A 13,903-nucleotide genomic window follows, 5' to 3' on the forward strand; every position below is an offset into this window, starting at 1 on the left:
CGCCTTTGGCTCAAAGGCATTCGCGTTGTGCGACGGGCTGCACCCCCCGAGGCTAGGGTGACCGCCAGTCAGCAACTGCCCAAACTTAGAAGATTGAGCGGCGAGAACGATTGACGTTCTCGTCCTTTAGCCGCTCCGGACCGATCGTCTTGTGGCGCCGGTTGAGGTGAATTGAGTATGTCCAGTTCCATTGTCTGGTTCCGCAACGACCTTCGTCTGTCGGACAATCCAGCGCTAATCGCCGCTGAACGATCCGGCAAGGGCGTGTTGCCTGTCTACATCTATGACACCGAGACGCCAGACGTACGGCCTGCCGGTGCCGCGTCCCGCTGGTGGCTCCACCACAGTCTGAAGGCACTCGACGCGGCCTTGCGAGCGCTTGGATCGCGCTTGATCCTCCGGCGAGGCTGCCCGGAGACGATCATTCGCGAGCTCGCCGCGGAGTGCAATGTCGATGCAATTTTCTGGAATCGCGCCTACGATGAAGGATCGCGAGACCGCGATGCGCGCCTCAAGAAAGCATGCCGTGAGCGCGGCATCACAGTAGAGAGCTTCAAGGCAAACCTTCTATACGAACCCTGGGAGGTGACGACGCAAAGCGGGCAACCGTTCAAGGTGTTCACACCATTCTGGCGAGCCTGCAGCCGCCTCCTACCTCACAGCCAACCTTTGCCCCACCCACAAAACCTAGCGCCCCCTGACCCTTGGCCCGTCAGCGACTGTCTCATGTCCTGGTCTCTTTTGCCCACTGCACCAGATTGGGCCGGCGGTCTGAGGGAAACGTGGGAGCCTGGAGAGGCCTGCGCCCAATTGCGGCTTTCGGAGTTCATTGATCATAAATTGTCGAACTATCGTATGAAACGCGAGCTTCCGGCTTTTGAAGGTACGTCCCGCCGATCGCCTCACTTGGCATTCGGTGAGATTAGCCCGCTTCAGATCTGGCAAGCCGTTACGACAAGAACGCCTTCCCTTGACGCTGATAAGTTTCTTTCCGAGCTCGGTTGGAGAGAGTTTGCCTACAGCATTCTATTCCACGAGGGTGATATTGCGCAGCTCAATGTTCGAAAGGAGTTCGATGCGTTTCCGTGGAGTGATCCCAACGAAGGTGGTCGCTTGGAGGCTTGGCAACGGGGCCGAACGGGCTACCCCATTGTCGATGCGGGCCTTCGCGAGCTATGGGCCACTGGATGGATGCACAATCGCGTACGAATGATTGCAGCATCATTTCTCATCAAGGATTTGCTGATTGATTGGCGCATCGGCGAACGCTGGTTCTGGGACACATTGGTCGATGCCGACGCCGCCAATAACCCTGTCGGCTGGCAATGGATTGCTGGCTCCGGAGTTGATGCTGCACCTTACTTCCGGATCTTCAACCCCGTTCTGCAAGGTGAGAAGTTCGACACTGGGGGCGACTACATACGCCGCTGGATACCCGAGATCGCGGGACTACCGAATGACAAGATTCATAGACCTTGGTTGGCTAGAGTGGCTCCTAAAGTCTATCCGGGCCCCATCATTGACCATGCTGCCGCGCGCGAACAGGCGCTCTTACTTTACCGTCAAGGTCATCATCGATGATTTGCGCAGGACCCTCACCGCCAAGGCGAAGACGCCCCTTCCGCCCGTTCAACCGAAGGACGACTTCTGTGGCCCCCGAGCCCGTCAAGCGGCCACATCGAGCGAAGCCGGATGGATGATCCATCGTCCGTCGCATGCAAAAAGCTCCGAGCAACAAGCTCCTCAGGTGAGTTCGCCATTTTAGTCGGAATCTCGGCCTGAGCGCACATGCGAGCAAAGAGAAGGGCGGAGATCAACTGCCGCTCGAGTTCGGCCACGGCACCCAGGACCTGCAGAGCAAAGACGCCCTGCGGGGTCGTGGTGTCGATCGGATCTGCCAGCGAGCGGAAACCCGCCCCTTTCTGTTTTAGCTGCTCAATCACCTCAAGAAGGTGGCGCACCGATCGGGCGAGCCGGTCGAGCCGCACGACAAGCAGCACATCCCCTGCCCTACAGGCGGCGATCGCCCGCGCGAGCTCCGGCCGATCTCTATCGGCACCGGAGGCATGCTCAGTGAACAGGGTGGTGCAACCAGCGGCTTTCAGTTCGTCGAGCTGGCCGGCCGTCGTTTGTTCGTCGGTAGAAACCCGGGCATAGCCAATCAGGCTCACAGAATGCCCCACACCTGATAGCGGTTACGGCCGCTGAGTTCTTTCACGCTGGTGCCCAACTGCTCTCGTAGCCGGCGAAATCCGGTGCTGGTGAGCTTCAACTCCCGCTGCGCGATCTCGGCGCTAATCAACGGCCGCGACAGCACCAGGTCGATGAGAGCCGGCAGGCGCGAGTCGACGTGCTTACTCTTTGCCACCTGTCCAAGGACCTGGTGGGCGAGGCTGAGGCGCTTGAGTTCGGCCTGCCCGGCAAGCGCCCCTTGGGTCACCCAGTCGAGGAAACCGCCCATGCGCTGCACGAGCGGACTGCGACCGTCATAGCGATAACGGGATCTGCGAGCGCCGATACCCAAAGCGAATTGGTGATGTAGGGTCAGCCCTCCTTCTCTCATCACTGCGGCGGCCATCAGCGCAGAGCGCCAGGCACCGCCATGCAGCGGGTCGATCTGCAGCCAGGCATCCCAGGCGACGGCCGCTCTGATCATCACCGGCAGCGGAGGCAAGCCCGCCAAGAGTTTACGCCATTGGTCGGCGCGCTCATCTTCGTCCCATTCCACTTCACCGAGCGCCTTCAGCAGTTCATCCCGAGGGACGTCAACTCGCTCACTAAAGAGCGCTGCATCGCTCCAGACCCAGGAGGGTAGATCGGCACCGGCCGATCGGCGCGCTTGAAGGATGATGCGTGCCCGCGTGAGTTCAATGCTTGACAGACGAATTGGCGCACCGGCGTCGACCAGCACTAGATCATCGATGGGCACGAGCTCCCCGGCGATCGCACGCAGCGCGCAAGCCTCTTGGAAGTCGGAGCGGGAGCGGTACCCCTCTCCTACGCGGCCGAGGCGGACCACCTGTTCATCCAGGCGCACTACAGCATTCACGGCCGTTTCAAGCTGCACGGCAAACTGCGAAGCGACATTAGACAGTGAAGACTTCGAGTAGTCAGACATGCATTCACTGTGGATTCTTGAAATAGGTAAGGTGGAGTTTTGACTACGCCAAATCGACTGGCCTGCAAAGAGCATCGGCTGGCGACCTATTTGTCAGAGCATGGCTGGCCTACGAGCCATTTGTCGAGTTCGTACACTAACAACAGGGCACGCCATTCACCGTATTCGCCGGTCTCAAGGCAAGGTTCTGATGAACGATGTCCTCGTTTCCGCAGCATTAGCGCCACACAAGCACCCGTTACAATGTGGCTCTAGGCGAGTTGTAGCGGTGGCCATTCCGCTCTACCGTGACCGAGAGCAAGCTCCTGGGGGTGCCATGGCAAGGCAACAACGCCGTCTGGCAGCAATCCTCGTCATGGACGTCGTGGGCTCGTCGCGCCTCATGGGCCGGGATGAAAGCGGAACGGTCGCAAGACTGCGAGATCACCGCATTAATCGCCTCGAGCCTGCCCTGCTCCGCCACGATGGACGCCTCGTCAAACTGATGGGCGACGGCGCGCTTGCCGAGTTCACGAGCGCCCTGGACGCGCTCAGCGCGGCCATCGAATTTCAGCAGGCCATGGCGGACGCCAACCGGGATGCGTCCGAGAACACGGCCATCATCTTCCGCGTCGGCGTGCATGTCGGCGACGTGCTCATCGAAGAGGACGACCTCCTCGGTGACGACGTGAACATCGCAAAGCGGCTGGAAGAGCAGGCGCCGGGCGGAAGCGTGGTGGTCTCAGGGACGGTGCGGCACGCCGTAGGCGACCGTCTCAAGGTTGGCTTCGCCGATCTGGGCAACCCTTCGCTGAAGAACATCGAACGGCCGGTCCAAGCTTACCGCGTGACCTGGGACGCCGAGGACTGGAGGGTCCCGCTCGTCCCCGCCGGCGCCTTCTCGATGAAGACGCAGCGTGGTCGGAAGCGCCTCGGCCTGTCGCTGGCGGCTCTCGCGGGCATCGTGATTGCGGCAGGGTTTGCGTACATGGCGCTGGCGCCCCTGCCGCCCCCCACCATCGCCCAATTGCGCGATCTCAAGGCGGAGGACCTGGAGCGTCTGCTGACCGAGCGGCGCGCCGCCGATGCTGCGGCGGCCGAGAAGAAGCACATCGAGGACGAGGCACGGCGCAAGGCCGATGACGAAGCAGCGGCCGTGCGTCAGGCCAATGCCGATCTCGAGAAAGCGCGGCAGGACCGGCAGAAGGCGGAAGCGGACCTTGCGAAGCTCAAGGCCGACATGGAAGCCCGCCGTCAGGCCACGGCCGCCGATCAGCGACAACTGGCCGACAGTGCGGCCCAGCGTTCTGCCGAAGAGGCGGCACACCGGCAAGCCGAGGTCGAGATGGCGGCCCTGCGTCTGATCGAGGAGGAAGCTCGGCGGAAGGCGGCGGAAGAAGCAGAGAACAAGCGGCAGGCCGACGAAGCTCTCGCGCTGGCGCAGGCGGCTCGACAAAAGGCCGACGAAGAGGCAGCGGCGCGACGGCAGGCCGAGGAAAAGGTCGAAGCCACCGCCCAGCAGCGAGCGCAGGCCGAAGCGGCGGTTGCCGCCGCTCTGAAGCAGCGGACAGAGGCCGGAGCCGTCGAGAGCGCCCTTCGCCTTGCACCGGCGGATCGCCAGCGCCTGCAAGTTGCCTTGACATCGCTCGGCTTCGACACGCGGGGAGCGGATGGTACCTTCGGGCCGCGCTCCCGCGAGATGATCGCGAGCTGGCAGAAGAAGATCGGCACGCCGTCGACCGGGTTCCTCACGAGGTCGCAGCAAGAGGCTCTGCTGCGTGAGGCCGCACCTGCTTTATCGAAGTACGACGAGAAGAGAAAAGCCGAGGAGGAAGCGAGGACGCGGGCAGTGGTCGCGCCACCGGCCCCTGCCCCATCATCGCCTATCGTTGCCGGCGCGGCTTCGGCTCCTGCATCGGCCGGCGCATTCGACGGGATCTATAATGGAAATGTTCCGATAAGCGGCGGCGGTGCCCTCAGGCCGGTCCGCATCGAAGTGGTTAACGGCAAGGGCACTGGAACCATGCGTGTCCCGGGATGTGACGTCGGCCAGATTACCATAACGATAACACCGCAGGGCGACGTCAGTGGGACAAGCGAGCTAACCACGATCGGCACAGGTGGGACCTGCCGAAAAGGATCCTTTGAGCTCAAGGGCACTGCGATGGGAAGGGAGCTTCGTCTCAGGCTAGGCGGCTCCACGATCTACCTGACACGTTAGGCGCCGGGGCGCGCGGTACTGACGAGGTCACCCAACACCTCAGGCGAGGTAGTCGCATAGGAACAGGCCGTACAGAATTGTGCAGAGCGGCGGTCACTGCCGATGATGGGTGGCCGGCAGTCTGAAAGTTGTGCGACCAACTAGGCCGACCAATTCAGAAGGCCCGCGCGGCGAGGAATCTGCATCGCCTGCAGTTGCGCGCCGACCTCCCGCAAAAGACTAGGTTTCGTGAGGCGCGTAGAACGGCTTTCCTTCGACGCTCGCGATATAGTGCTTGGGTTGTTGCCTACTGCAAAGCCTGAGGACCCTAGCTTTCCTTGGCTGCATGCCACGCCAAGCTTTGCGCCTTAAAGGTAGTTTGTATAGTTCTGGCCCCACAATTTTCATCGCCGCGCCGCCTCCAACTGTGACGCGCAAGGAGTTTCGTCCGACCAATTAGGATCTTGCATGCGGGGCAAGCATTGCTGTGTTGACTATCGTCTCCAGTGGCGTCCACCAACTGCTCTTCGACGATGAGTTGTGAGGATGCGCCACTTTTCGTAGATTGGTTCGAGAATGTTCAAGTTCGTCCACGCTGCCGATATCCATCTGGATAGCCCTTTGCGAGGCCTTTCAGCCTACGAGGGCGCACCTGTAGAGACTTTGCGGGGGGCCACCCGTGCCGCCTTTCGCAACCTGGTCGATCTGGCCATTCGCGAAGAGGCCACGTTCATCGTCATTGCCGGCGACCTCTACGATGGGACCTGGCGCGACTATCAAACGGGGCTGTTCTTCGTAAGCGAAATGGCCCGCCTGCGTTCGGCTGGCATTCGCGTGTTCCTCCTGTACGGCAACCATGACGCAGAGAGCGAGATCACGAAGCGCCTGCGCCTGCCGGACAATGTGTCGGTGTTTCCGTCCCGAGCGGCCAAGACCTTCACTATCGACGATCTGAACGTCGCCCTGCACGGCCGAAGCTTTCAGACCCCTGCGACGCTAGAGAACCTTGTTCCGACCTACCCGGAACCGGTAGCGGGACGGCTCAACATCGGCGTGCTCCACACCGCCCTGGAAGGAAACACTGAGCACGCGGCCTACGCCCCGTGCTCTCTTCCGGAGTTGATCGCCAAGGGATATCAGTACTGGGCGCTGGGCCACGTGCATGAGCACTCAATTGCGAATCGCGACCCGTGGATCGTGTTTCCCGGCAATCTACAGGGCCGCCACGCCCGTGAAACCGGCCCTCGTGGTGCCATGCTCGTGACGGCCGATGAAACGAGTATCCTCTCGGCCGAGCGTGTGCTCACGGACGTCCTTCGATGGCACCAGCTCGTCGTCGACCTGTCATCGGCGACGACAGTGGATCAGGCAATCGACCTGGTGAAGGACGGCCTTGTGCGCACGGTCGAAAACGAACCGGACGGCCGACCGCTTGCGATCCGCATAAGGCTCACGGGTGAGACGGCCGTTCATGGCGCCCTTTTCGAAGAAGAAAGGGAACTCGCCGAGAACGTGCGAGCGATTGCCGTGGGAAATGCCGGCGAGGCGGCCTGGATTGAGAAGATCCAGATCGAGACGAAGCCGCCGGCGTCGACACAGTCCGCTCCTAGCGATGCTCTTGGCGAACTCGAGGCGATGATCGCCGAGGCGGCAAGCGATCCGGTGATTCTGGCGAACCTCGCCGGGCAGCTCGGGACGATGATGGGTCGTTTGCCGCCCGAATTGCGCGCCGCCGAGCTCCCAGAGCTCACCGCGATCCGGGAAGGCCGAATCGGCGACATCGCCCGTGAGCTGAGCTCATCGGTGGCGACGTGGATCGCACAGGCGAAGTAGAGGGATGACCTACCTCCGCCAGCCCGCCTGGGATACGGAGTCCTAGCGTGCGGATCCGCACTCTGGAGCTTCTGCGCTACGGTCGTTTCGCCGACAGGGTCCTTCAGCTCCCCAGGAGCCAATGCGACTTTCATCTCGTTGTCGGCCAGAACGAGGCTGGCAAGACGACGGTCAGAAGCGGCATCAGCGAGCTGCTGTTCGGCTTCGGGCACAACAGCCCTTATGGCTACCGGTTCGAGAGCGCCCAGCTCAGGATTGGTGCCGAGATCGAGCGCGACAGCGACGAGCTATATTTACGCCGCCGTAAGGGGCGCTCCCAGACGCTTCTCGACCGAAATGAAAAGCCCCTCCCGGAGGCGGCCCTTGCCTCATTCCTGGGCCAGGCTGACCGCGACTTCTACGAACGCCTGTTCAGCCTCGACCAACAGGGGCTTGTAAAGGGCGGCCATGACATCGTGGAAGCGCGAAACGACCTTGGTCGCATGCTCTTCCAGTCCGCGGCTGGGATTGGCGGCTTCGGGGACGCCCTGAAACGGCTCGAGGACCAAGCCGACCTCTTGTGGGGCCCACGGGCCGCTGAGAAACGCCTCTACACCCGCGCCGAGCGCACGCTGGCTCAGGCAGACAAGGCCCTCAAGGAAGCAACTCTGCGAGCACCTGACTACCGCGACGCCGTGGCGAAGCGCGATGAGGCCCTTGAAGCTGCCGCGGCAAGTGACAAAAAGGCCGGCGATCTGCGCAACGAGGAACACAAGCTGCGGCGTATCCAAACCGCCCTTCCCCGCCTCGCCGAACGCACCCGCCTGCTCGACGAAATCGACGCCATGGGGCCCGTCATCTCGCTTCCCGAGGACGCGCGCCAGCGTCTGACAGATGCACGCAACAAGCTGACGATGGCCGATGAAATTATTCGACTGGTTGAAGGCTCCCTTGCGGCCAAGGAAGGCGAGTACGCCCAGCTATCTGTCGACGACGGCTTGATCGGCAGAGCCGAAGAAATCGAGCAGCTTCGCGAGCTGCGATCGCAGTACAGGCCCTATCCCGCCGACATTGCCAAGCGGCAGGTGGAATTGCGCTCGCACCGGACGCAGGTCGAACGGTGTGCCAGGGATCTGGGTTGGCCCCCCGCCTCCGACGACGAATTCACAGCCCGCCTGCCGAACCGATTGCTCCGGTCTAAGCTGCAATCCTTAGCGCAGCAGCACGGACGCCTCGAAGCGGCCGTTACCAGCGCGGCGACCGCCCTTGAAAAGCAGCGGACTGCCAACAGCGACGCGGAAGTCGAGCTGGGTGGCATCCCCCTATCCGAACCGTCGGCGGCGCTTTGCGACGCCCTCGCCGCTGCACGCCGCTTGGGTGACGTGCAGAGCAGGTCGGACAGCCTGCAGCGTGTCAGGCGCACCAGCGAGTCCGAAGCCGGCGCAGCGCTGGTGACTTTGGCCCCCTGGACCGGTGACACCGAGGCGCTTCAAGCCTTGGAAGTCCCCAGCCCTGCCGCGTTGACCGACCTAAAGGCACGGATCGAGCTCGCTCAAAGCAACCTGCGGCGCGCACGCGACCAGGCAAGCGACAAATCCGAGGCACTCGCCCGAGCGCGGCTTCGCGTGGCTCAGATCCAGCGCGACGACAGCCCGGTCGCTATCGAGGCGCTGACCGCCGCACGCTCGGGCCGCAATCGGTCCTGGGAGGCAATCAAGCAAGGGATCCAGAACGATGATCTTGGGCGGGCGCGCACGGAGGTCGCACCGTTCGAAGCGTCGATGACGCTTTCCGACGATCTGTCGGATCGCCGCTTCGAGCGGGCGGCACAATCCGCCGACCTCACGCGCTCGCGCCACGAGGTCGAGCGGCTGGAGCTGGAAGCTACGGCAGCCGAGACCAAGGCAGCTGACCACGTTCGGGAACGTGACAGTGTACTCGCCGAATTGACGACGATTCGAGACCGGCTTGGCTTGCCGAGCGGGACGATTGGCGAGCTCGAGGAGTGGGTTCGAGCGCGTACCACGGCCCTCGATAAGCTCCGGGGGCGGGATGATAGCGTGGCGACCCTCGAAGCATTCCAGGCGGAACTCGCGGGCGCGATCGACGGCCTGCGCGAAGCGGTCGGGGCAGCAGCGATCTCTGCCAGCAGTTCGACGCTGGACGCCTTTAACACCCTAGTCGGACTGGCCGAAAGCCTGATCGCGGAGCAACAGGGCCACGCTCAGCAACGAAAGGCCATTCAGCGACAGCTTGAACGGGGCCGCAAGGACATCGCGACGCTGGAAGGCAATCTGCAGCAGGCAGAAGCCAGTGTGGAGACATGGAAAGTCGACTGGAGTGCTGCGTGCCGCCTCTTGTCTGTAGACGAGACCTTGTTACCCGACCAAGCCACGGCGGTCCTGGATCTCATTCGTGAGCTCGAGGAGGCACTGAACGCCAGCGCCGATATTCGTATCAACCGAATCGGAACCATGACCCGCGACCTCGAGGGTTTCGCCGAGGAGGTCGGAAAGCTCGCCCGGTCCGCCGCACTGGATCTCGTGGACCAAGCGCCGTCCGACGTTATCGATGCACTCTCGGCACGCCTGGAGGAAGCCCAGCGCGCCGCGGCCCGACGCGCCACACTTTCCCAGGAAATCGAGCAGGATCGTGCTAGGCGTCAGGCTGCCGCCACCAGCCAGGAAAGTGCGTCCGACTCTCTTCGCCCGCTGCTTGAGCAGGCCCAGGCCCCCGACCTCCAGGCACTGTCCGCAGCCATCGATCGCTCGGTCCAGCACCGAGCCCTCAAAGCGGACGTCGCTCGGACAGAACGGGATCTTCTGGAGCACGGTGACGGTCTATCATTGGCTGAACTCGTAGCGGAGGCCAGCAGCCAGGACCGGGATAGGCTCCTCGCCCGGCTCCAGGAGATCGGGGCGGCCCTTCGCGATCTCGGCAACGAGCGGCAGCGAATCGGCGGCGACGTCCAGGAAGCCGAAGCCCGTCTGCGCCAGATGCAGGGGACTGATGCCGCCTCGCTGGCGGCCGAGGCCCGGCAACAAGCGTTGGCCGATATGGGGGACGCCGCTCAACGTTGGGTCCGGATAACCGTCGGGGTCGGGCTGCTTCGCGCGGCCATCGATCGCTATCGTGAAGCCAAACAGGCTCCAATCCTCAAAGTGGCGGAGCGGATATTCGTCAAGTTGACGCTCGGGGCCTTCAAGGCGCTCCGTATCGACTATGGCCAGGCTGACCACCCGGTGCTGCTAGCTGTGAGGCACCATGACGAGGAAGTGCCCTTGGAGGGGCTGAGTACGGGCACCGCCGATCAGCTCTTCCTAGCACTGCGGATCGCGGCCCTGGAAGAATACCTGACCTCCTCGCCTCCCCTTCCGTTCGTCGTCGACGATCTGTTCGTGAATTTCGATGATGAGCGCGCGGCGGCGGGGTTTGAAGTGCTGGGCGACCTCGCTCGTCGCACCCAGGTGATCTTCCTGACCCATCATGCGCATCTGATCGGCGTGACAGAGGCGTCCCTACCGGACATCGCGGCTCCAATACGTCTCTAGAGCCAGGAGCAATCCAGCCGGTCGAGGCTGTTATAACAGGATACCGTTATGCACCTTTTGGAGTGAGCCGGGAACGGACGTAATGCCGATGATACCTCTCGACTCGGTCGTTGAGGGCGTAGTCGGCAGCACGATGGTGGAATTGCGTCGGTGGGCGACTAGCCGAATAGGCTTCAGTTCTGCGCTCAGCAGAATCACGTAGCCTGCCTGGCATCCTCTTTGGCTTTGACGTAGTTCTTTTCGTGCGTCGACCTCGTGTCTGGCACTATGCTTTCCTGCACTTCTGAGAGGAAAACCTTCATACGAGGCGGGCTATCACCATCAGCTCCAAGCTAGATTCAGTTTTCGCGCTTCAGCTCCCCTAACTTGTCAGGAAGCTCAACGCCCCAGAATATTCTCCACCCTTCTGGCATTGAGACGACTTCCACCAGCAATCGACCTCAGGCCCGCCTCTGCATTGACGGCCACTGGGCTTCCCAGCGCCCCACGCGCCTTTAATTCAGAGAATTTCCGGTTCAGAGGACTTTAGGAAGCGCTCGATTTCAGCTTTGACTAGTTCTGCGCTCATTCAGGTATCTCCTCAGCGAAGTATGCTTCGCGTCGCTAATGCTCTTGCTCAGCGCGCAGGCCCGACCTTCCAAGGCTAGAGATTAGCGAGGCTTCTTGTTTATGCAGTGGTTAGCGGCAAATAGCAGCGCGCTACAGCTGCCCGACAAGTATGTCGTCGCGACTATTGGGCAGCAGATGTCGCTAGCTTAGGCGATCTGCAGCTGCAACAGCGCCGCATTGAGTGGCAGCTCGAAAGTCCCATCCCCCCAAGCGGAGGCGATGGCTGCCCGCACTGTCGCGCTGCCCCGAAAGGCGTTCCATTGGTCTGTGGCCATCACCAATACAAACGGGTTGCTGAAGGCCGGCAGGTCGGCCCCCGCGATTGTCAGCGATTTCGCCACGACCTGGCCGGAAGCCAGCCGCGCGCCATCCAACTGAGCCTCGAAGGTCTTGAACTTCGTTGGACGTGAGAGAAGGTTGCGTTCGGTCTCGAGCAAGGCCGTGAGCCTAGGAATCGCGCGATCCGACGACACGCCGAGGTTGGCGATCTGGGCCGTCAGGGCGACATCGGCGCGATTGACGGCGAGCGGGTTGGCATCGCCGGGATTCCAATACTTCGGCGCTCCACCCTGCTCAAGCTTCATGACCCAGCTGGCGGGATTGAGCTGGATCTGAGGCATGTATCGCGCCGGCACGCCCGGCCGGCCGCGTACCGACAGGATCGGACCAATCCCCGCCGCATTGAGTACATTCATGAGCTGGGCGGCAAACAGCCGTCGATCCGTTCCCGCACCGTCGATCCCGTCGAACTGGCTCGACGTCGCGACGTTGAGCAGCGCAGAGCGCAACTGGGCGAATGGCGTTTCAGCCGTGTCGCTGTTAGTGAAAAGCCGGCCCTGCAGAACCAGTTGCAAGGCGCAGAACACCAGGTTGCCGACATAGTTTGGACCGATGGCGACGGCCCTCAGCTCGGTTTCCGGATGCTTAAGCGCTGTGCCCGCCTGCTGCGCCAACATCGCGAGCGCCCGCGTCACGATCGCGCAATTCCAATGAATGTAGCCGTGATCGTTCTTGGGCTTGGCGAACTTGATGGCCTTCGCGAGCGTACCGCTCAATTTGTAGTAGTCGGCGTAGTGATTGGGATACTGACCGCGCTCGACAAGGTCGTTGGGCGACAGGCGGTTCGGCTTGAAGGCCGCCCAGGTGGCGTCGCGCAAGGCTGGTACTGCATCGACGTAGAGCGTGTCTTGGCGAATCCACGGAAGATCGAAGATCGCGCGCGTGTTGTTGATCAGGACGGCGAACAGATCAGCAAGTGCCTCATCCAGGGCACCGCTCTCCAGGCTATAGTCGAAGGTGCAGCACTCATAGGTCATTGCGTGAGCGATTTCGTGCGCCATGACGGTCTTGTCGCTGCAATAGCTCCATCGCTTCATCCAGGAACGCGGCAGGCTGTCGTCGGCATTCGCGATGACAACCGTCGAGTTCGACTTGCGCCACTCTCCCGGCTGCGCTGCAGGGAACACTTGGACCGCGACATTGAGCGGGTTGGGAAGTATCTGGTCGGCGATGCCATTGCGATTGCGGATATCCAGAAAGGCCGCGACGACCTCGTGAGCAAACGCGTGGGCGTCGGTTGCCACTCCGAGATTGGAGCGCGAGGGACCGCCCACAGCGTTCTGCCAGCCGTTTCCCCGGAAGGCCTCGACCGCCGCGATCGCATTCCGCGAGAATCGACCCGTATGGATCACCGGGCCGTTGTCGCCGGCGAAGCTATCGTCGACGAGCTCGTAGCGCTGCCGCTGTGGCCGGCGTTGTCCGCCACGCGCCTGGCCCTGGCCCTGACCAGCGGCCCCCACGAGGCCACGCACATAGAGGTCGGTGGGAGCACGGTGATAGGGCCCGGTGTTGCCGCCAAGCACGTCGGCGTAGCTACCATCGGGTTCGACAAAGTATGGCCGCGTCGGATCGCCCACCGCTGGCCAGTACACTACCGCACCTCGCTTCCATTTTCCCACCAGGCGCCGTTGGGCGGGAAAGGCTATCTTCAGACAGAACTTCGGTTCGTCGGTGTCCGGGAAGTATCGCCTGATGATCTTGATCGACGACGGCGAAGGCTCGATGTCGCCCCGTCCAAAAACGGCCTTGGCAGCAGCTTCTACGGCTAGGTCGATTGACGTCACGAATCTCAGGCCGGCGGCCACGGCGCCGGCAACCAGGCTGTTGTCGAAGCCATCGAGTTGCCACTTGTTGCCAGGTCGCGCCGCCACCCTGGCAGTCAGCACGGCGCCAGTCACTTCGACCGGCGGCAGGCGGACGGCAGGCACGCTCTCGAATTGCTGTCCGGTAATGATGGCGAGCTGTGTGGACACCGCCGAAACGACGAACGACGGGATCATCGCTGGCGGGCCGCTTTCGCTCGGGTCGAACAGGACCCGGCGGTCGTTGTCGTTCCACCAGAATTGACGCACGACGTCGGTGACCGCGCCATCCTCGTTGAACTTTCCGGGGTTGTAGGGTCCGAACTCCTGGAAGTTGCCCCTGAGCCGGCGGACCACGCGCTTACCGGCCTCGTCTCGCACTTCGGTGAAGTCTGGAAAATGATGCTGACGAAGATCGTTCAATGCATCCTGGACCGGATCGACAACTTTCGGTTCTACATCATTCGGTTCAACCATAGGGTCATCTCCCGCA

Annotated in this window: 6 protein-coding genes and 1 pseudogene; 4 read left to right on the plus strand and 3 right to left on the minus strand. The window is 62.3% G+C overall.

Going from position 1 to position 13,903, the window contains the following annotated elements; all coding sequences use genetic code 11:
• Positions 1-177 precede the first annotated feature (177 nt).
• Positions 178-1,581: a deoxyribodipyrimidine photo-lyase gene (locus tag EPO50_RS16680; RefSeq protein WP_296346019.1), complete on the plus strand. Its 1,404-nt coding sequence runs from the start codon at positions 178-180 to the stop codon at positions 1,579-1,581.
• 227 nt (positions 1,582-1,808) lie between these two features.
• On the opposite strand, the pseudogene EPO50_RS16685 reads toward EPO50_RS16680, so the two are convergent.
• Positions 1,809-2,171: pseudogene (locus EPO50_RS16685) on the minus strand (recombinase family protein); the annotation flags it as partial.
• Entirely contained in the window at positions 2,168-3,118 is a 951-nt protein-coding gene (locus EPO50_RS16690; RefSeq protein WP_296346021.1) for a DUF1612 domain-containing protein, read from the minus strand. The gene EPO50_RS16690 and the pseudogene EPO50_RS16685, both read right to left, overlap by 4 nt.
• Positions 3,119-3,434: 316 nt before the next feature.
• Here EPO50_RS16690 and EPO50_RS16695 point away from each other — a divergent pair, with 316 nt between their 5' ends.
• The 3 genes from EPO50_RS16695 to EPO50_RS16705 all read left to right on the plus strand — a co-directional run bounded on the left by EPO50_RS16695 (position 3,435) and on the right by EPO50_RS16705 (position 10,660).
• Positions 3,435-5,318, plus strand: coding sequence for an adenylate/guanylate cyclase domain-containing protein (locus EPO50_RS16695; RefSeq protein ID WP_296346054.1), 1,884 nt, complete (start codon positions 3,435-3,437; stop codon positions 5,316-5,318).
• Positions 5,319-5,873: 555 nt separating this feature from the next.
• The gene (locus tag EPO50_RS16700) at positions 5,874-7,130 is read left to right on the plus strand and encodes a DNA repair exonuclease (protein WP_296346022.1); all 1,257 of its coding nucleotides are present in this window, start codon (positions 5,874-5,876) and stop codon (positions 7,128-7,130) included.
• Positions 7,131-7,177: 47 nt separating this feature from the next.
• Positions 7,178-10,660 (plus strand): YhaN family protein, encoded by a 3,483-nt coding sequence (locus EPO50_RS16705; protein ID WP_296346025.1) that lies wholly within the window; start codon positions 7,178-7,180, stop codon positions 10,658-10,660.
• 755 nt (positions 10,661-11,415) lie between these two features.
• On the opposite strand, the gene EPO50_RS16710 is transcribed toward EPO50_RS16705, so the two are convergent.
• Positions 11,416-13,887: a M4 family metallopeptidase gene (locus EPO50_RS16710; protein WP_296346029.1), complete on the minus strand. Its 2,472-nt coding sequence runs from the start codon at positions 13,885-13,887 to the stop codon at positions 11,416-11,418.
• Positions 13,888-13,903: the final 16 nt, after the last annotated feature.

This window comes from Reyranella sp., from assembly GCF_004297405.1.
GTDB lineage: Bacteria > Pseudomonadota > Alphaproteobacteria > Reyranellales > Reyranellaceae > Reyranella.